The following is a 17840-nucleotide window of genomic DNA, read 5'->3' as shown; positions in this document are numbered from 1 at the left end:
CTGGCAGATAGACGCTAAATTCCGAACCCTTGCCTAACTTGCTTTTCAGTGTTATTTTACCGCCCGAATTGGCCACGATTTCGTTGACCAAATATAAACCCACACCGGAACCATCCACTCTATTTGCAACGCGCGTATATTTTGAAAACACCTCTTCGTGTTTACTTTTATCAATGCCGATGCCATTATCTTTAACCGTAATAACTACAAAGTTTTTCGACTTTTTGGTAGTGATCTGTACTTCAGGAGTTTTCTTTGGTAAATGAAATTTAATAGCATTATTTATGAGGTTGTAGACTATGCTTCTTAGTTTCCGGCGGGAATACAATATCTCAGAAACATTCAGATCACTGGCAATTACAGCGCCTGATTCCATAATGGTTCCGGCCAGGGTAAGACGCACATCGTCAAGGATATCCTGGAAATTAATAAGCTCTTCCTCGATTTTATTTTGGTCCTTTAATTTCGTGGCATCTGTCAAATCAGTAATAATGGACTGCATCTTTTTAACAGAACTCTCCAGAATCTTGAAGAACAGTACAAATTTTTTCGACTTATCCGCGGAAACCTTTTTTAACTGGCCTATAGTCAATAATAAACTAGCCAGGGGCCCTTTAATATCATGAGATATAGTGTCCAGCAAAGTTTCATGACCGGCAATCAGCCATTCCTGATTTTTTAAATCCTTAACACGCGCTGTTATTTCTATAAAAGTAATGATGACACCATCAGTTCTTTTGGTTTTCATGATAACGTAGGGGATCACGTTCATTTGATACCATCTTGAATCCGTAGTCTGTATTTCTTTTTCAAGCATTTTATTGCTCTTGATGACCTGTTCTATATCCTCGACAATAGTAGGAAAGCGGAAATTATCTTTGACATCGTCAATATCCCTGCCTATATCCCCTGCTTTTAATGAAAACTGTTTCATCGCAGGAGGGGTAAACTTCCGTAAGATCAGGTTGCGGTCGACAAACAACTGGGGGATTAGGGTATTACAGAAGTAATTCTCGAGCTCATCATTAAGTTTGATGAGTTCTTTAATTTTTTGTTTTTGATCTACCATCCTCCGAATACCGCTAAAAGAAAGTCTTGTCTGCTCAATGTATTTATTTCATCGTAATGGTGAGCAAAGGTACATTATTGATTTTAGATTTATCCGAGATTCCCCACGCTCAATATTGCTTATTTTTTGTTCCCTATTAAATCTTTTCGGATGTTTAAAGCGTAGTTAATACACAAAACTGAAGTATATGGATTCTTATTTAGACGCAACTGCTAATTTATACCGTGAAGCTGCTATAAAACCGGATGTCGGCTTATGCTGCACTACCAACCCCATGAATGTGCTCCCCGGACTGGAAATTCCTAAAATCATGCAGGAAATGAATTATGGTTGCGGTTCTATTGTCAGCGCCCGTGATTTAAGCAATAGTCCTAATATACTGTATGTAGGCGTTGGAGGGGGAATGGAACTACTGCAATTCTCTTATTTTAGTCGCCGCACAGGCGGGGTAATAGGGGTTGACATCGTTGACGAGATGCTCAATGTCTGCAGTAATAATTTAACAGAAGCGGAGCAACTGAACCCCTGGTTTAAACGTGACTTCGTGGATCTGAGAAGCGGATCCGCGCTGGATCTTCCCGTTGAGGATAACAGCATTGATATAGTCGGACAAAATTGTCTTTTTAATATTTTTAAAGAAGGCGATTTAAAACAGGCATTGTCTGAGGTCTATCGTGTTCTGAAGCCTGGCGGCCGCCTCGTTATGTCTGATCCTATTTGTGATACTTTAATGAACGAGCAATTGCGAAATGATGATAGGCTTCGAGCACTCTGCTTAACAGGTGCCCTTCCATTAAATGATTATCTAAAGGCAGTTACTGATATTGGCTTTGGTACCATAGAAGTGCGGGCAAGAAGGCCATATCGCATAATTGCCCCGTCACATTATCAAACCGACGAATTGCTTTACATAGAAAGTGTAGAGATTTGTGCGATTAAAGATCCTATGCCTGCAGATGGGCCTTGCATATTTACTGGTAAGGCGGCAATTTATTTTGGTGATGAAGAGTATTTTGATGATGATAAAGGACATGTTCTCCTCTCGAATCAACCCCTAGCCGTTTGCGATAAAACGGCCGCTAATCTGGCTTCTATAGGTCGTGCTGATTTGTTTATCTCCAGTTCCACCTGGTTTTACGATGGAGGGGGATGTTGTTAAGGTTCCAGGCATGAAGAAGATTTTTATCACCGGCGCAATTGGATATCTCGGACAAAGATTATCTCTGATGCTTGCTGAACAAGGGTTTATAATTCATGCCCTTGTCAGGGATATATCGAAAGCCGATGAGCTGTTGAACCATAAAAATATCAAGCTTTTCCGAGGTAGTATTTTGAATGTAGAATCCATCCAAACTGCAATGCGCGATTGTGAGGAGGTCTATCACCTGGCGGCTCTTGCATCGGTATGGAATAAAGATTCAAGACTATTTGATCGATTAAATGTGGATGGTTTACAAAACGTATTAGAATGCTGTATGAAACAAGATGTCCGGAAAGTTCTTTTTACATCTACAGCAGGTGTTGTGGGCCATTCGGTCGATGGAAAGCCAGTTGCTGAAGGCACTAACCACTCGCCAGCACTTGAAACATTATATGAAGCAAGCAAGTTAAAGGCGGAAGTAGTTGCTAACCAATTTGTCAGGAAAGGGCTGCCGGTAGTAATTGTCAATCCCAGCAGGGTATACGGCCCTGGAATCCTGACTGAAAGTAACGGATTTACAAGGCTGATCAAAATGTACATTAACGGAAAATGGAATATCCAGCCCGGCCATGGAAAAAGTATAGGCAATTACGTTTACATTGATGATGTGCTCGAAGGGTTCCTCAAGGCTATGGAATTTGCCAAACCGGGAGAACGATATCTTCTAGGTGGCGAGAATGTTTCTTACGGCGATTTCTTTAGTATGATAGACGAATTGAGCGGTGAAAATCGCCGGCTTTATAATGTGCCACTGCCAATGATGCTTATCTTGTCTTATCTGCAGCTCGGAATAGCGGAAACCTTTGGAAAACACCCTTTTATTACCCCGCCCTTCGTTAAAAAATATTCTAAAAACTGGATTGTCTCATCAGAAAAGGCCAGTCTCGAGCTGGGATATTCAATTACTCCTTTCAAAGTAGGTCTGCAAAAAACTCTAAGCTGGCTCCAGACCCAGAATTAGTTTGCCACCTCTTTATAAACCTTCACAAGTTCATCGTATGTTAAGGCTTTGGCATTGAATTTTCGTTCTCCAGTCTTTCCGTTTACAATCAAGGTTGCGGGCAAGGCCCCTTTCCAGTTTTTGTCAATCTTCGCCTGGTAGGCCGTTTCATTTAAGAAAAGAACTTCATTTTTAAGCCCGTTCTTTTTAATGAAAGGCTTTACTGAACTTTCCAGTTTTGACTTGGCGTCTACATTCACGAGCAAAACCTTTACGGGGCGCGACTTATTTTCAGCGCTGAATTTTTCAAAATACGGAAGTTCCTGAATACAAGGTTTACACCAGGTGGCCCAGAAATTGACAACATATACAGTGTCTCTGCCTGCTTTGAATCTGGTCTGCAGATCCTGTGTGTTCACTTGCTTCACAGTTTGAGCCATGCTGCTGATATATGCTGCCATTAATAGTCCGGCAATTAATAAGATCTTTTTCATCATAATACAATTTGTTTCTAAGGGCTTCGGCACACTCATTAAGTTCGGGATTATTTCTGCACAAAAGCTCTTCCGCTTCGGTTTAATTTACGTAATTCGTCTTGATTTAGATTCTCCTATGAGTATAAGTGTTATTATTCCCACCTTAAACGAAGTTTCGGCTATCTCATTTCTTGTAAATTATTTATTCCAGAATGGTGCTGGGTTCCTGAAAGAAATTATTGTTTCTGACGGCGGCAGCACTGATAATACACAGGCAGCTGCAATCGGTGCCGGCGCACGCGTCATCGCTTCGCCAGAAAGGGGCAGAGCTTCGCAAATGAATTACGGAGCATCGGTAGCAAGCGGCGACGTCTTCTATTTTGTGCATGCCGACACTATACCACCAGCCAGTTACGCCGGCGATATCATGGCTGCTCTGGATGAGGGTTATGATCTTGGCCGCTACCGTTCGGAATACCAAAGCGACAGATGGCTATTAAAAATCAATGCTTTTCTGAGTAAGTTGGATACCTTGGAAGGTATGGGCGGTGATCAAACCTTGTTTATAAGCAGGAAACTGTTTCAGGAGTCTGGCGGATTCGACAAGTCGCTTAAGATTATGGAGGAATTCGAGTTTTGTGCACGGGCTAGAAAAAACAGGAAATATAAAATCTTTAATAAGGCGGCTTCTATCTCCGCAAGGAAATACGAGACTAATTCCTGGTTCACCATACAAAAAGCCAACTATCGGATTTTTCGGATGTACAAATCCGGAGCCTCTCAGGAAAGTATGGTTAAGGCGTATAAGGAAATGCTGCATTATCGCTGAGCGATATATTGCTTCGTTCCAGATCAGCGGCTTCATCCACGTCTGGAAGTGTTGGAAGAAGCCTATAAGACAGGCCTCCTTTTTCTAAGTCACTTATAGTGTCGCTAAAAACTGTATCTGTACTCCAACTTTTCTCTTTAAAGATTTCCGGAGCCATTTTTCGCAGGCCCAGTAAATAATAGCCGCCATCCTCAGCAGGGCCGATTACGGCATCATCCTGTAAAAGGAGTTCAAAGCCTTTCTGTATAAGTCCGGTATCCAGCTTATAACAATCACTTCCAATAATCATTACCCGTTCGAAGCCATCATGAAATGCGGTTTGAAAAGCGTTCAACATCCGATCGCCTAGATCATTGCCCTTCTGAACAGCTTTATGGAAATTTCCATTATCCCATAAATCATACTGACTTATCTCGTTTGCATAATAAACATACTTCGTGCAGTTCAGACCAGCGCTTATGCGATGTGTATGTTTCAGCAGAAGCTCATATACCATCAAAGCATTTTTATCCCCAATTGTGGCGGCAAGGCGCGTTTTGACCTTACCCAGCACGGGAGCCCTGACAAAAAGAATTAAGCAATCGCCTGACTGTTCCATTATTCAGTTACTGCACCTCCGCAACTCGATCCGGCTCCAGCGGTGCAGCCAAAGCAATGCTGCATTAACACGATATTTCGTTCGTAAATCAAGTCGGCATTGAAAGTGGACAGGTGCTGAGAATCTTCGCACGATATCTTGAGGTCAAGCATCTGATTAAAATCGCAATCGTAAAGATATCCATCCCAGCTTACTGAAATAGTATTGCGGCACATGACGTTTTTCACAGCGGCGGGATTGAACGCTTCAATTAGCTTATCCATGTACTTATCATAATTTCCCGATTCTAAAAGGTAGTCCAGATATCGGCTAATGGGCATATTGGTGATCGCGAAAAGATAATTAAATGAAATTCCAAATCGCTTGGCAAGTTCTGCTTTATATTCCCGTTCTAAAGCATCCTGATCCGGAGGTAAAAATGCTCCCGCGGGATTATACACCAGATTTAAAATCAACCCTGAGCCTTCAACACCATAACCCACCGCATTCAGCATCTGCAGCGCCTTAATGGAATCTTCAAAAACACCATCACCGCGCTGCCTGTCCGTACGGTCTTGTGTGAAACTTGGTAATGAAGAAACTACTTCGATCTGGTGTTTTTTGAAAAATTCCGGCAAGTCATGAAAACGCTTGTTGGCAAGTATTATAGTGAGATTGCATCGTACGATAATGTGTTTGCCCAGGGCTTTGATTTCTTCGACAAACCACCTGAATTCTGGATTCATTTCGGGAGCTCCTCCGGTTAAATCGACCGTTTTAATAGAACTCGTATTCAATATACCCAGACATAATTCCATGGTTTCCCTGGTCATGATTTCCTTTCTGTCGGGACCTGCATCCACATGGCAATGCTTGCAGACCTGGTTGCACATTTTCCCGATATTAATCTGGAAAATTTCAACTTCCAAAGACTTTAGGGGATACATGCCAAGAGTTGCAACTTTGTCTCTGAACCGTTCATGAGGGCTTTGCCCGTCATTTTCCAGAATAATAAGCTGGTTGGTGCTGTTAGATAGCGGATGTTGTAAAACCTTAAGTGATTTCATAGGAAAGTGTAAAGATTACATGGATATCTCTTTCACCTTATTCATCATCTGTACTCCATGAACAAGTACTGCTCCGCCTTTTATGGACGCAGCAACGTGTACCGCTTCCATCATCTGTGCTTCGCTGAAACCTTTTTCATAGGCATCCGAGCTGTAAGCATCGATACAATAAGGACATTGCACAGCATGGGCCACGGCCAACGCAATTAGAGATTTTTCTTTTGCGGTGAGGGCCCCATCTTTGAATACTTCGCCGTAATAGGAAAAGAACTTATCGCCCATTTCTTTTTGAAATTCACCAATGTTTCCAAACTTCTTTAAGTCTTCGGATTCGTAATAGTTCGACATAGTATGTTTATTTATAGTTGCTTAGGAAAAGTGTCCAATCGTATTCTTTAAATTCTATTTTGGGAGATGCATCACCGCCGATAAAGTTATTCTTTCTGAGAAGCTCCAGCATATTTTTTTTCCCACCGAAATCACCACGGAACCATCCCATTATAGCCGGCAGTTTTACGATATTCTTCTCCGCATCGAACTCGACCTCATTCGATAAGTAGGTTTGCATTGCCATTTCCAGCTGGGAATCGATTTCTTCAGGTTCGTAAAATGCAATGGGCGGGCAGCTTTTTGCACCGCAATTTAGTGCGAAGTGAATCCTGCTATCCGGATTACTGACCCGGAATTTTTTTTCAAATCTCGAAGGAAACACTTTAGTTAAATACCCGAGTCCCCATTTGATTTGCGATCGGCGCAACAGGTCATGTTCAATTATATCCAGTGATAATTCTTGCCCGGCAATAAGGATTTGCTTGTCGGAAAAGAAAGCCCCCCTCGAATTGTATTTTTCGGGATTCTTTGATAAAATCACCTGAGTAAAGCCGTTGTAAATGTTCAGCCAGAAAGCAAGTTTTTGCTGATCGTTTTGGAGCTGATTGGCAAGTTCCATTTTTTCTGCCGAGACTAATGTATCCAAATAGCCCTGTACACTATCGCCAGTCCGGGCTGCATAAAGGAAATCCTGTGAAAGCTGAATATAGTTTACCGACATCGTATCGACGCTTGGCGCAGCCATTAAATTTCCCGAACTTATGATTAAAATAAATAATATACACCGATGCATATGGTATCTACGATAAAATCATCCATTTAGATCTAGGCCAAATCCAGGCTTATTCAAACCGATAGCCCTACTTCTGCTAATCACGAATTACACGCCGCCAATTTAAGCTAAGAATCTTTTTAATCCTATAATCACGTATTGTATTCGTCTTTATAAATCCTATTTCCAGACATTTCTCCGCCCAGCATCCTATTCATCCTATCATCTTATGAATCCTATTCCCAGACATTTCTCCGCCCGGCATCCTATTCATCCTATCATCTTATGAATCCTATTTCAGACAAATCATTCCTAATTATATTCGTACTTTTGCCCCTTCTCAATGAAAACCACCGTCAATCTACCACCCAAACACATCCTAATTGTGCTATCAATTGTGCTGATGTGGGGCATCAATTTCATAGCCGTTTTCATAGCCTTAAAAACTTTACCTCCCTTTCTGTTGTGTGCTCTCCGATTCGGACTTTCAGCCCTGCCATGGGTATTTTTTCTCCCCAGGCCAAAAGTTCCCTGGAAGCTTATCGCAGCCTATGGCTTATTTAACTTTGTCATGCAGTTCGGACTGCTTTTTACCGGAATCTATCTTGGCTTATCCCCCGGGCTGGCTTCACTCGTCCTTCAGGTCCAGGTCTTCTTTTCCATAGGGCTGGCGTTTTTATTCTTTCAGGACCGACCAAGTACTTTCAAGATTATTGGCTCATTAATTTCTTTTATCGGAATTGTGATTGTTGGGATCAATATTGGTGGCGGGGCAACGTTAATCGGCCTGATTCTAATATTGCTTGCTGCTTTTTCATGGTCGGCAGGCAATATGTATACCAGGAAGATCCAGTCTCAATCGCCTCTCGCCCTGGTAGTCTGGGGAAATCTTTTTGCCTTCCCACCCATGATTCTTATATCCTTAGTTTTTGATGGCCCGGAGCTCATCCAGACCTCCCTGCAAAATTCATCCTGGAGCACCGTGCTGGCAGTTTGCTATATAGTATATGTCTCAACCCATGTGGGATACGGTTTATGGGGTTTTCTAATGAAGTCCTATTCTACTTCTGCTGTTGTGCCATTTACACTTCTGATTCCGGTGGTAGGATTTATCAGTTCAGCATTATATCTGGGGGAAGAGCTTCCTTCGTGGAAGTTGCTGGCATCTTTGTTTATCATCGGCGGATTGGTTTTTGGTTTGCTGGAGAAGCATGTGCAGGGGGTGTTGAAGGGTTTGAGGGCTCGGTAAAAGTGGTCGAAGAGATTGCTTCGCTTTGCTCGCAATGACACCCTGCCAATTAAACCAATTCCCTTTTTCTGGCGGGGTTGTTGTGCGTACATCTGCGTAAGCAAAATCCTTCTGCTTTTTTTAAATAACAATCAATTTAACCAATTATGACAACCATTAACAATATACAGCCGCTTAGCGCGGAAGACGTATTCAGCTTGCTGAAAAATAATTTCAAAGAATACGTGAATAGCAAACTCGATTCAAATCTGGAGATCGATTATCAGCATGTACAAAATATCATCAATGTACTTTGTCCGGAAATAATTGAAGGAATCGCGTTTACTATCACAGTAGATGATGAAGCCATTATAGTTTCCCATGATGAAGAACGGAATGAACATAATTCCGATGTATTAGAACAACATTTAAACGACTTTTTAGCAGAAAAAGCGGGTTAAGAAGAATAGTATGCCGTATTCCGATAAGGCGTTCGGCATACTTTTTTAATCTAACCGAAGCATTCAATTCCCTCATATTCCACCCGGGTGGTGATATCATCTCTGTCCGAATGGACCTTTGACGAATTCACATCTTTACTTACCGTATAAGCAGCCATCTCTTCGTCTGCATGCGGCTGCATTAAATCTATAATACTTTGCTTAGGCAGCGTCGGGTCGACCCAAGCATCGATATCGTTTTGCTTGAGTATCAATGGCATGCGCTGTTTCACATTGTGAATGGTCCGCATGATGTCGTTTGGCGGAGTTGTTATAACGGAGAAAGATTTAATCGTTTCTTGAGTTCCTTTGTCCTTCCATGTGCTGTAAATCCCACCTACAAGGAAATAATCACTGTTCTTTGGATAAATGAAGTAAGGGTACTTTATGCCCCCAATATCCCGGCTTTCATAGAAGCCCGTAAACGGGATGACACATCGTTTCGAAATAATTGAAGTCTTAAAGGAAGCCAGATCAAATATGGTTTCTGACTTGGCATTTAATGTGTTATTGCTAATTTTCTTTGCTTCCGCAAGGGTTTTAACCCAGAAGGGGATTAGGCCCCATTGAAATAGATGAAGTGCGTCTTCGCCTTCATAATTCGCGATCGCAGCAAAGTTCTTATGGCTAAAACCGTTGGAATGATGCTGGATTTCATATTTCTCGAGCTCGATTAAGGTCCTCTTAAAATCAGCTTCAAGTTTGCGGGCTGCTGCCTTTTGTTGGGCGTGGTAACACATTGTAGAATCTTATGGGTTATTAATTTTCATACCACTAAATTACAGTTTAGGAAAGGAATTGTTATTTCTCAATTTAATGATTGGTTGAAACTAGCCTTGTCGGGGACGCTAAACTATAATTATGGAAAGTTCTGTATCTTATCATCATTATAAAAACTATACAAAACCACCGAAATATGAAACACCCACCACTATTTATCGCTTCAGCGTGCGCACTGAGTATTTTAATTTTCAGTTGTAACCGGGAACAGCCGAAAAAACAAGAAGTGTTTGAAAAAAAGATGGCCTGTTTTCAGTCTATTTCATTGGGTGACACTGCATGGCTCTCTATTGACACGGCTCAAAAAGCAATCGCCGGGACTCTAAAGATCAATTATGTCAATAAAATGGAGACTTACGATGGAAAGTTCACTGGGAAAATGCACGGCGATACGCTCAAAGGATATTTTGATTTCAAGATAAACAAGGCTGATCCGGCTTTTCGTAACCCGCTTGCTTTCTTAAAAAGAGATAACAAACTGACGATGGGGGTGGGACAGTTTATGACAGTGATGGGATCTGCCCAGTTTGATGATAGGGTGCCGATTGATTATGAGAAGGGGAGGTTTGTTTTTGAGGAAAAGGAATGTGAATGATTTCGGTATCTTGTATCGATTTATTCATTCCGCTCGTAATAGAATAAAACGCTAAACAGATACCACCATGAAAAGCTGTCTTCTCCCATAATCTTTTTGTTAATTATATTTTACATAACGTACAGGTACGTTAACTTTGCTCCCGTCTCCCCATTCCAGGGGAAATTCAATTCTGCAGCTTAAACTGGAAATTCCGCGGGAAGGGAAGGTGTTGCTATAATCATTCAATACATGGACATCGAGGTAAGGAAATTAGAATTAACAGATTACAACAGCTTGAAAGAAGCGATGATTCAGGCTTACGATAACTGGCAAACAGCTTATTGGAAAGAACATCATATAAAAAAACTGATTGACATTTTTCCGGAAGGCCAGTTGTGTGTAACTGTTGACGGCAAGGTTGCCGGCTGCGCGCTGTCGCTGATTCTGGATTATGAAATGCTTGGAACTGCGCATTCATACGCTGAGGCGACAGGCGGTTATAGTTTTGATACCCATAATCCTGCAGGCAATGTATTATATGGAATAGAAGTTTTCGTTAATCCCGAATTTCGGAATATGCGTGTGGGCAGGCGGCTTTATGAAGCTCGTAAAGCGTTGTGTGAAAACCTCAATTTGTCGAGAATAGTTGCTGGTGGAAGGATCCCGAACTATCATAAATATATTGACACGCTTACACCGAAACAATATATTCAGGCTGTAAAAAATAAAGAGATTCATGACCCGGTTTTGTCCTTCCAGCTGGCAAACGATTTCCACGTCATGAAAATTTTAACGGGATACATGCCCGGCGATAAGGAATCTAAAGATTATGCCACTCTTATCGAGTGGAACAATGTATACTTTGAAAGTGTAAGACATGCGCACGTAAAGAAAAAGAACAATGTAAAAATTGGTCTTGTGCAGTGGCAAATGAGGAGTCTCAAAAATCTGGAGGAACTATTTGACCAGATGGAATTCTTTGTAGACGTCGTTTCCGGCTATAAATGCGATTTCATTCTTTTTCCGGAGCTTTTCAACGCCCCTTTAATGTCGGCAACGAATAATCTGTCAGAGGCGGAATCTATCAGGGATCTGGCAAAGTACACAACGCTGATCCTGGACAAGTTCGCGACGATGGCGGTGGAGTATAATGTGAATATCATTACCGGAAGCATGCCATTTGTAGAAAATGACTCCTTGTTGAACGTTGGCTATTTGTGTCATCGTAATGGAGGAACTGAACGCTATGAAAAGCTTCACATTACCCCTAACGAGAAGAAATATTGGGGGATCAAAGGAGGAAATGGCTTAAAGGTATTTGAAACAGACTGCGCCAAGATTGGTATTTTGATCTGTTATGATGTGGAATTTCCGGAGCTGGGAAGGCTTTTGGCAGATGAGGGAATGGAAATTCTGTTTGTGCCTTTCCTTACGGATACCCAGAATGCATTTACACGCGTTAAGCACTGCGCTATGGCCAGGGCAATTGAAAACGAATGTTTCGTGGCAATAGCAGGTAGTGTCGGGAATTTACCTAAAGTGAAGAACATGGATATTCAGTATGCACAATCTGCAGTATTCACTCCGGGTGATTTTTCGTTCCCAACGAATGGTATTAAATCGGAAGCAACGCCGAATGCTGAAACGGTATTAATCGTAGATCTTGACCTTGATTTGCTGAAGCATTTGCATTCAAATGGTTCTGTTACTAATATGAAAGACAGGAGGTTGGATTTGTATTCATTGAATAAATCCAGTTGATGATAAAATGAGGTGCAGAGTCGGCGCCCGGCTCTTCCCCGGCTAGGTCGGGGATCTCCTCAAAGACACGCGGCCCAAGCCGCTGTGTCACACGGCTCGTGTCGCATGCATTGTATCCTACAAAGTAAGGTCGCCCCGCTGTGATTTTAATCCTGGGAATTTTGAAATTTATAGAGGCCGCGAGCTTTACGCCGCGTCTGCACAAGACCCGTCCCGGGCGTAGACCCGGGATCTCAGGGAACAGCCCCATTTCACGCCGAAAAATCCAAATATTTCTTTCAAAAACTCCCAGAATCCCATTTCCCCCATTGCGAATTTCATAATCTCGCTAGCACCCCCATTATGAATTTTACAATCTCGCTAGCACCGCCGTTTCGAGATTCATAATTGAGCTTTTACTGCCCTTGCGAATCTCGTAAAAGTGCATTTTTGCTTGTACTAGCCTTGTTTTTTGCTTAAATTAAAGAAAAAAAGCACTATGAAAACACCACGACTTTTTATGTATGCCTCCGATCTTATGAAGATCAACGGCAAGAGCGAAAGGACATGCAGGCGCCTTTTGCAGGAGATCAAGGAACGCTTCGGATTAGGGAAAGGGCAGAACGTAACTTACCACCAGGTGGCTGAGTTTCTCTGCCTGCCGGTCGACCAGCTCTTCCCCTACATCCGCATGTTCCCTTTTGTAGTTATTGGGTCCACGCCCTGAAATCGAAGCAGCCTTGATTAATTTCAAGGCTGCTTTTTTTGCTTAGTTAACTCTTGATTTCCCACACTTAAGTATTCACCTTCAGTTTTCAGTTTTCCACTTTCAGTTTTCAGTTTTCCATTTTGGTTTTCACTTTTCCCCTCCACCGGTGTTAAAGCGGCACAAGAGTGGTCCTGAACCGGTCCTGAACAATGGCTGAACAATGGCTGAACAATAGCTGAACCGGTCCTTGAGCGGTCACCAAGCGGTCTCGAGCGGTGTTTCAGCGGTGTTCGAGCGGACAATGAGCGGTCAACGAGCGGTGAACAAGCGGTGATTTTTTGTTGCACGTGAGCAGCTTCCTTTTATACGTGTAAGAATTAACGGCGAAGGCGCAAAGTTCTTGCAAGCGGTTCTTTAACCACGGAGTGCACAGAGGAAAACCACGGAGGGCATGATGCATATTCATTTTGCCTCAGTGTTCTTCGTGTTTTTCCTCTGTGGTCTCCGTGTTCAAACTGCATACGAAGTATGCATTGTTGTTCAACATTCGAAGTGCTATAGTCAGAACTAAATTTTCCTTGACATCTGATGACAAATCAATCCACTATCTGCCATTAACGGTCAAAACCGGCATCAAACCATTGAAAATGAGATATTTAACTCTTTCAAATCGTATATTCGTTTAAGCATTTTTACCGGTAATCTGAATGTGAAACTGAATTGTTCATTTAAATTAAAAACATCATGGAATTATTAGAAAATGACCTCATAGAAGGTTCAAGCGGTCGCTTCGGAAAGCGTCTAATTTACAGTCAGCGGGGACGCAAAACGGTTATCACCAGAAGGTCATCCCGGAAACGGGATCCCAATAGTATCCGTCAACAAGTGGTACGCGAAACTTTTGCGGAAGGCATAATTTACGCCAGGGGCGTTATAGCTGATCCGGAATTGAAAAGTCTTTACCAGGCGAAGGTAAAAGACAACCAAACAGCGTTTAATCTTGCAGTATCCGACTTCTGCAAAGCACCTCAGATCACCAGAGTTCATGTCTTCGATTACACTGGACAGATCGGCGATAAAATCATCGTCCGTGCCGTCGACGATTTCAAAGTCGTTTCGGTAGAACTGAAAATAACGGATAGTGCTGACAGTTTGATCGAGGAAGGTACGGCAGTGCTTTCTCCAAACGGCGCCGACTGGATTTACCTCGCAACGGCCACGAATCCTGTTTTAGCGGGCACGAAGATCCTCGTCAGTGCTGCTGATCTGCCTGGAAACGTCACCACGCAAGAGGTGCTGTTATAAGTTAATCTCCCGTGTTAGCTTAAGGTATGTCCCTGGAAAGAGGCCTTCGGGCCTCTTTCTTTCAAGCGATCCTAATTGTCGTTCAGAGGGAAAATAATTTGAGTATTAATTTGGAAATCACAGATATTAATCGTATTATTACGATATAATTATGGGAATGGTAGAACCACCCGTTTATAGAGCAGTAAGACATATTCCCACTCGAATTAGCACAATTTTGAAAATTAAACAATACCGAAATGAAAACCGACGACCAATTAAAAGAACTAGTAAAGCAGAAATATGGTGAAATTGCTTTGCAGGATAAAGAATCAAACCAGGCCTCATGTTGTGGCGCGGGCGGTTGCTCCACCGAAGTCTATAATATTATGACTGATGATTATACAAACGTCCCTGGCTATAAAGCTGAAGCTGATCTGGGCCTTGGATGCGGCTTGCCTACAGAGTTTGCCCGTATCAAAAGCGGCGATACGGTAATTGACCTGGGTAGCGGTGCTGGAAATGATTGTTTTGTGGCCAGATCCGAAACCGGTGAATCAGGGAAGGTCATAGGAATCGATTTCACTCCTGCGATGATTGAGAAAGCCAGAACTAACGCGGATAAGTTGGGCTTTAATAATGTGGAGTTCAGACAGGGAGATATCGAGAATATGCCTGTCGCCTCTAATGTAGCTGATGTAATAGTTAGCAATTGCGTCCTGAACCTGGTTCCCAACAAGGATGGAGTATTTAAAGAGATTTATCGTGTTCTGAAACCAGGCGGGCACTTCAGTATTTCTGACGTGGTATTGATCGGCGATTTGCCCGAGGCTCTTCAATCTGCTGCGGAAATGTATGCGGGTTGTGTTTCCGGAGCAATTGCAAAGGATGTTTATTTGAATCTCATAAAGACTAATGGGTTTGAAAATATCAAAGTTCAAAAGGAAAAGTCGATCCATATTCCTGCCGACATATTGAAAAATTACCTTGACGAAGCAGGAGTAAATGAGTTTAACACAGGAAGTTCGGGGATATTCAGCATTACTGTTTCGGCTGAGAAGGGAACGGATAAGAAAGAGTGCTGCGGGCCGGAGTGTTGCTAATTTTATAAGACTAGCTCCTCGTTTTTATAAATTGAGTGCAAGACGCCTATTTTAACGCTAAGGACGCAAAGGTTTTACGCAAAAAATGCAAAGCTTGATTTCTACCAAGCCTTTCAGATCTTGCTAGAACTCCTTGCATCCCTTGCGTTTTTAATTTCTTACTGCATGTATGATAGCTTCTATCTTGTGCACAAAGTTGCACGCTTTGCCCTCTGCGCCCTTTGCGTGTACACTGCGCCCTCTGCGGTTAATTCTTATAAGGTACGTATGCTGTAGGTCCCAAATTGTAAATTCCTCCGATTACGGTAAAGTCATCCCAATTTCACAATGAATCTGTATTGTATATTTTTATACTATATATCATATAAATGGTATATTTTTGTACTATTGTCCTGAGCAAATGGTCAGGATGATTATCATAATTTACGATTGCATATCTGATGATGGAAAAAACTATAAACAACGAGCATATCGACACAGAAGATCTGTTAGATCTTGAAGAGGGACACTACAACGCATCCTTTGAAACCCCCTTACGCCCCGATGCATTTGAACTCGACGATGAAACAAAAATCGACTTGATCGAAAAACATTTCAAGAGCATAATGCAGGTTCTTGGAATGGATATGGACGATGACAGCCTGAAAGATACTCCCAAAAGAGTAGCAAAAATGTATGTTAAGGAAATTTTTAGTGGATTGAACCCCGCCAATAAGCCTAAAACCACACTCTTCAAAAATTCATACCGTTTTAAAGAGATGCTTGTCGAGAGGGATATCGCGGTTTATAGTAACTGTGAGCATCATTTCGTTCCAATAGTAGGAAAAGCACACATAGGTTATATCAGCAGCGGACAAGTAATAGGCTTATCAAAGCTCAATAGAATAGTACAATATTGTTCTCAGCGCCCGCAGGTTCAGGAGCGGCTGACCATTCAGATTTCCAACTTTCTGAAAGAAGCGCTGGGGACTGAAGATGTAGCAGTAATTGTGGATGCCAATCACCATTGCGTTTCCAGCAGAGGAATAAAAGATACAGGAAGCAGCACAGTTACAGCGGAGTACAGCGGTAAATTTCTAAATGCTGATACCCGTAATGAGTTTCTTAAATACATCTATAAATGAAATTTCACGGGAAAAACATTCTTGTAGTAGGAGGGAGTTCGGGTATTGGTTTAGCTCTGGTTGATTCTTTAGTAGAAAGTGGGGCAGACGTTTATGTAATTTCGAGAACCAAACCCGGAGATTTTCCACAAGAGGTAAGACACCTCGAATTGGATATCACGGGTGATCTGGACTCCGTACAATCATTTCTTCCTGCCGTTTTGCACGGGTTGGTTTACGCCGTGGGAAGCATCAATTTGAAACCATTTGCAAGGTTGTCAGGAGATGATTTTTTGAATGACTACCGCCTTAATGTCTTGGGAGCAGCCCAAATTATACAACAATCCGCAAAACAATTGAAATCCTCCGGAGGATCATCTATTGTCTTAATAAGTACTGTTGCTGCTCAAATCGGATTGCCCTATCACGCCAGTGTGGCGGCAGCAAAGGGTGCTGTTGAAGGCCTGGCTTTGGCATTGGCGGCAGAGTTTGCCGCTCAGCAGATTCGTGTAAATGTAGTTGCGCCTTCGCTGACAGACACACCTATGGCGCAAAATCTTTTAAATTCAACGGAAAAACGCGAAGCCTCAGCTAAAAGGCATCCCTTGTCCCGCATCGGCAAGCCGGAAGATATCAGTAATTTGATCAGATTTTTGTTATCTGATGAGAGTAGCTGGATAACAGGGCAGGTTATTGGTGTGGATGGCGGTTTAGGTAAATTGAAAACTAATTGAGATGTTAAAAATTAACAGTGAGCATATCGCTCAGATGGAAAAATATTGCCGCATAAACCTTATAAATAGTGTTGCGGGTTATAAGTCGCTGAATCTTTTAGGGACAATAAGTCCAGATGGCATAACAAATCTTTCTGTTGTTAGCTCTGCTTTCCATCTGGGATCTAATCCGCCTCTTATTGGAATCGTAATGCGGCCTGAAAGGGAACATAATGATACACTCAAAAATATTAAGGACACGGGCCACTATACTTTGAATAATGTGCAGTCCGAATGGTTGCAGCAGGCTCATCAAACCAGTGCGAGTTATCCATCAGGTGTTTCAGAGTTCGATCAATGCGGGTTTAGTAAAGAATATCTACCCTCATTTAAGGCGCCTTTTGTACGACAGTCTTCGATTCGAATTGGCCTGGAACTACGCGATGTAATAGGAATGGAGCTTAACGGCACCACGATTGTGATTGGTGAGGTGATGCACATCTTAACGGAAAATGAGGTAATTGGCGATGATGGCTTGGTGGACCATGAAAGGGCAGGAACAATGGCAGTAACGGGGCTCGACGCGTATTATCAGCCGAAATTTACCGAGCGGTTGGCGTATGCGAAACCGGGAATAACAGTGAGTTTGAAAAGTGAGGAAGTAAGGTTGTATCCATAGAATAACGATGTAAATGCCACAACCCAATAACTATAGTGACAACTTCTTAAATTCCAGAAGACTCCTTGGTGATGCCGATGCCGATACTTTTGTTGCTGAAGTATTTGCCGACACCCAGAAAAAGAAGGATCTACAGGAATGGATGATGCTTGAAACGAGTTCC

The 17840-nt window shown here is 42.3% G+C and carries 20 protein-coding genes; 12 read left to right on the top strand and 8 right to left on the bottom strand.

Annotation, left to right across the window (positions count from 1 at the left end; all coding sequences use genetic code 11):
* Nucleotides 1-1069, bottom strand: a 1069-nt coding sequence (locus WBJ10_RS08320) for an ATP-binding protein (protein ID WP_424289200.1), incomplete at its 3' end; no start/stop codon positions are given.
* Between the two features lie 187 nt (nucleotides 1070-1256).
* Between WBJ10_RS08320 and arsM the strand changes: the two genes are divergently transcribed.
* Nucleotides 1257-2228 (top strand): arsenosugar biosynthesis arsenite methyltransferase ArsM, encoded by a 972-nt coding sequence (gene arsM / locus WBJ10_RS08315; protein WP_424289198.1) that lies wholly within the window; start codon nucleotides 1257-1259, stop codon nucleotides 2226-2228.
* Nucleotides 2229-2238: 10 nt separating this feature from the next.
* Nucleotides 2239-3231 (top strand): NAD-dependent epimerase/dehydratase family protein, encoded by a 993-nt coding sequence (locus WBJ10_RS08310; protein WP_424289196.1) that lies wholly within the window; start codon nucleotides 2239-2241, stop codon nucleotides 3229-3231.
* Here the strand turns inward: WBJ10_RS08310 and WBJ10_RS08305 are convergent.
* Complete coding sequence (locus WBJ10_RS08305) at nucleotides 3228-3707, bottom strand: TlpA disulfide reductase family protein (RefSeq protein ID WP_424289194.1); 480 nt, start codon at nucleotides 3705-3707, stop codon at nucleotides 3228-3230. The genes WBJ10_RS08310 and WBJ10_RS08305 overlap by 4 nt on opposite strands.
* A gap of 115 nt (nucleotides 3708-3822) precedes the next feature.
* Here WBJ10_RS08305 and WBJ10_RS08300 point away from each other — a divergent pair, with 115 nt between their 5' ends.
* Nucleotides 3823-4515, top strand: coding sequence for a TIGR04283 family arsenosugar biosynthesis glycosyltransferase (locus tag WBJ10_RS08300; RefSeq protein WP_424289192.1), 693 nt, complete (start codon nucleotides 3823-3825; stop codon nucleotides 4513-4515).
* Here the strand turns inward: WBJ10_RS08300 and WBJ10_RS08295 are convergent.
* The 4 genes from WBJ10_RS08295 to WBJ10_RS08280 are packed head-to-tail and all read right to left on the bottom strand — an operon-like array spanning nucleotide 4481 to nucleotide 7234.
* Entirely contained in the window at nucleotides 4481-5113 is a 633-nt protein-coding gene (locus WBJ10_RS08295; RefSeq protein ID WP_424289190.1) for a TIGR04282 family arsenosugar biosynthesis glycosyltransferase, read from the bottom strand. The genes WBJ10_RS08300 and WBJ10_RS08295 overlap by 35 nt on opposite strands.
* Complete coding sequence (gene arsS / locus WBJ10_RS08290; protein ID WP_424289188.1) at nucleotides 5113-6159, bottom strand: arsenosugar biosynthesis radical SAM (seleno)protein ArsS; 1047 nt, start codon at nucleotides 6157-6159, stop codon at nucleotides 5113-5115. The genes WBJ10_RS08295 and arsS overlap by 1 nt, the downstream gene beginning before the upstream one ends.
* A gap of 15 nt (nucleotides 6160-6174) precedes the next feature.
* Complete coding sequence (locus WBJ10_RS08285) at nucleotides 6175-6507, bottom strand: arsenosugar biosynthesis-associated peroxidase-like protein (protein WP_424289186.1); 333 nt, start codon at nucleotides 6505-6507, stop codon at nucleotides 6175-6177.
* A gap of 7 nt (nucleotides 6508-6514) precedes the next feature.
* Nucleotides 6515-7234, bottom strand: coding sequence for a DUF547 domain-containing protein (locus WBJ10_RS08280; protein WP_424289184.1), 720 nt, complete (start codon nucleotides 7232-7234; stop codon nucleotides 6515-6517).
* Nucleotides 7235-7604: 370 nt separating this feature from the next.
* On the opposite strand from WBJ10_RS08280, the gene WBJ10_RS08275 reads away from it, so the two are divergent.
* Both WBJ10_RS08275 and WBJ10_RS08270 read left to right on the top strand, forming a co-directional pair.
* Complete coding sequence (locus WBJ10_RS08275; RefSeq protein ID WP_424289182.1) at nucleotides 7605-8510, top strand: EamA family transporter; 906 nt, start codon at nucleotides 7605-7607, stop codon at nucleotides 8508-8510.
* 146 nt (nucleotides 8511-8656) lie between these two features.
* Nucleotides 8657-8950, top strand: coding sequence for a hypothetical protein (locus WBJ10_RS08270; RefSeq protein WP_424289180.1), 294 nt, complete (start codon nucleotides 8657-8659; stop codon nucleotides 8948-8950).
* Nucleotides 8951-9000: 50 nt separating this feature from the next.
* On the opposite strand, the gene WBJ10_RS08265 is transcribed toward WBJ10_RS08270, so the two are convergent.
* Nucleotides 9001-9729 carry an SOS response-associated peptidase gene (locus WBJ10_RS08265; protein WP_424289178.1) on the bottom strand — a complete coding sequence of 243 codons (729 nt, stop codon included), beginning with the start codon at nucleotides 9727-9729 and terminating at the stop codon, nucleotides 9001-9003.
* Nucleotides 9730-9905: 176 nt separating this feature from the next.
* Here WBJ10_RS08265 and WBJ10_RS08260 point away from each other — a divergent pair, with 176 nt between their 5' ends.
* Complete coding sequence (locus tag WBJ10_RS08260; RefSeq protein ID WP_424289176.1) at nucleotides 9906-10364, top strand: hypothetical protein; 459 nt, start codon at nucleotides 9906-9908, stop codon at nucleotides 10362-10364.
* Nucleotides 10365-10595: 231 nt separating this feature from the next.
* Nucleotides 10596-12107, top strand: coding sequence for a GNAT family N-acetyltransferase (locus WBJ10_RS08255; RefSeq protein ID WP_424289174.1), 1512 nt, complete (start codon nucleotides 10596-10598; stop codon nucleotides 12105-12107).
* Between the two features lie 586 nt (nucleotides 12108-12693).
* Here WBJ10_RS08255 and WBJ10_RS08250 read toward each other — a convergent pair.
* Entirely contained in the window at nucleotides 12694-12840 is a 147-nt protein-coding gene (locus tag WBJ10_RS08250; protein ID WP_424289172.1) for a hypothetical protein, read from the bottom strand.
* 699 nt (nucleotides 12841-13539) lie between these two features.
* Here WBJ10_RS08250 and WBJ10_RS08245 point away from each other — a divergent pair.
* From WBJ10_RS08245 to WBJ10_RS08225, 5 genes are all read left to right on the top strand, one after another.
* Nucleotides 13540-14100 (top strand): hypothetical protein, encoded by a 561-nt coding sequence (locus WBJ10_RS08245; RefSeq protein ID WP_424289170.1) that lies wholly within the window; start codon nucleotides 13540-13542, stop codon nucleotides 14098-14100.
* A 239-nt stretch (nucleotides 14101-14339) separates the two neighbouring features.
* Nucleotides 14340-15182, top strand: a complete 843-nt coding sequence (locus WBJ10_RS08240; RefSeq protein ID WP_424289168.1) for an arsenite methyltransferase — start codon at nucleotides 14340-14342, stop codon at nucleotides 15180-15182.
* A 440-nt stretch (nucleotides 15183-15622) separates the two neighbouring features.
* The gene (gene folE, locus WBJ10_RS08235) at nucleotides 15623-16306 is read left to right on the top strand and encodes a GTP cyclohydrolase I FolE (RefSeq protein ID WP_424289166.1); all 684 of its coding nucleotides are present in this window, start codon (nucleotides 15623-15625) and stop codon (nucleotides 16304-16306) included.
* A complete protein-coding gene (locus WBJ10_RS08230; protein WP_424289164.1) occupies nucleotides 16303-17019 on the top strand; it encodes an SDR family NAD(P)-dependent oxidoreductase in 717 nt (238 codons plus the stop codon). Before folE ends, WBJ10_RS08230 begins: the two co-directional genes overlap by 4 nt.
* Nucleotide 17020: 1 nt before the next feature.
* A complete protein-coding gene (locus WBJ10_RS08225) occupies nucleotides 17021-17677 on the top strand; it encodes a flavin reductase family protein (protein ID WP_424289162.1) in 657 nt (218 codons plus the stop codon).
* Nucleotides 17678-17840 lie beyond the last annotated feature (163 nt).

The organism is Daejeonella sp. (genome assembly GCF_049655485.1).
Lineage (GTDB): Bacteria > Bacteroidota > Bacteroidia > Sphingobacteriales > Sphingobacteriaceae > Daejeonella.
The sequence above is the reverse complement of the archived record's forward strand: the minus strand, read 5'-3'. Positions and strand labels throughout refer to the sequence as shown.

Bases quoted from the DNA above. Each gene is read 5' to 3' on its own strand.
- WBJ10_RS08270 (WP_424289180.1), top strand. From the start codon at position 8,657: ATGACAACCATTAACAATATACAGCCGCTTAGCGCGGAAGACGTATTC.
- WBJ10_RS08230 (WP_424289164.1), top strand. From the start codon at position 16,303: ATGAAATTTCACGGGAAAAACATTCTTGTAGTAGGAGGGAGTTCGGGT.
- WBJ10_RS08285 (WP_424289186.1), bottom strand. From the start codon at position 6,507: ATGTCGAACTATTACGAATCCGAAGACTTAAAGAAGTTTGGAAACATT.
- folE (WP_424289166.1), top strand. From the start codon at position 15,623: ATGATGGAAAAAACTATAAACAACGAGCATATCGACACAGAAGATCTG.
- WBJ10_RS08265 (WP_424289178.1), bottom strand. From the start codon at position 9,729: ATGTGTTACCACGCCCAACAAAAGGCAGCAGCCCGCAAACTTGAAGCT.
- WBJ10_RS08310 (WP_424289196.1), top strand. From the start codon at position 2,239: ATGAAGAAGATTTTTATCACCGGCGCAATTGGATATCTCGGACAAAGA.
- WBJ10_RS08300 (WP_424289192.1), top strand. From the start codon at position 3,823: ATGAGTATAAGTGTTATTATTCCCACCTTAAACGAAGTTTCGGCTATC.
- WBJ10_RS08245 (WP_424289170.1), top strand. From the start codon at position 13,540: ATGGAATTATTAGAAAATGACCTCATAGAAGGTTCAAGCGGTCGCTTC.
- arsS (WP_424289188.1), bottom strand. From the start codon at position 6,159: ATGAAATCACTTAAGGTTTTACAACATCCGCTATCTAACAGCACCAAC.
- WBJ10_RS08225 (WP_424289162.1), top strand. From the start codon at position 17,021: ATGTTAAAAATTAACAGTGAGCATATCGCTCAGATGGAAAAATATTGC.
- WBJ10_RS08295 (WP_424289190.1), bottom strand. From the start codon at position 5,113: ATGGAACAGTCAGGCGATTGCTTAATTCTTTTTGTCAGGGCTCCCGTG.
- WBJ10_RS08255 (WP_424289174.1), top strand. From the start codon at position 10,596: ATGGACATCGAGGTAAGGAAATTAGAATTAACAGATTACAACAGCTTG.
- arsM (WP_424289198.1), top strand. From the start codon at position 1,257: ATGGATTCTTATTTAGACGCAACTGCTAATTTATACCGTGAAGCTGCT.
- WBJ10_RS08275 (WP_424289182.1), top strand. From the start codon at position 7,605: ATGAAAACCACCGTCAATCTACCACCCAAACACATCCTAATTGTGCTA.
- WBJ10_RS08280 (WP_424289184.1), bottom strand. From the start codon at position 7,234: ATGGCTGCGCCAAGCGTCGATACGATGTCGGTAAACTATATTCAGCTT.
- WBJ10_RS08260 (WP_424289176.1), top strand. From the start codon at position 9,906: ATGAAACACCCACCACTATTTATCGCTTCAGCGTGCGCACTGAGTATT.
- WBJ10_RS08240 (WP_424289168.1), top strand. From the start codon at position 14,340: ATGAAAACCGACGACCAATTAAAAGAACTAGTAAAGCAGAAATATGGT.
- WBJ10_RS08305 (WP_424289194.1), bottom strand. From the start codon at position 3,707: ATGATGAAAAAGATCTTATTAATTGCCGGACTATTAATGGCAGCATAT.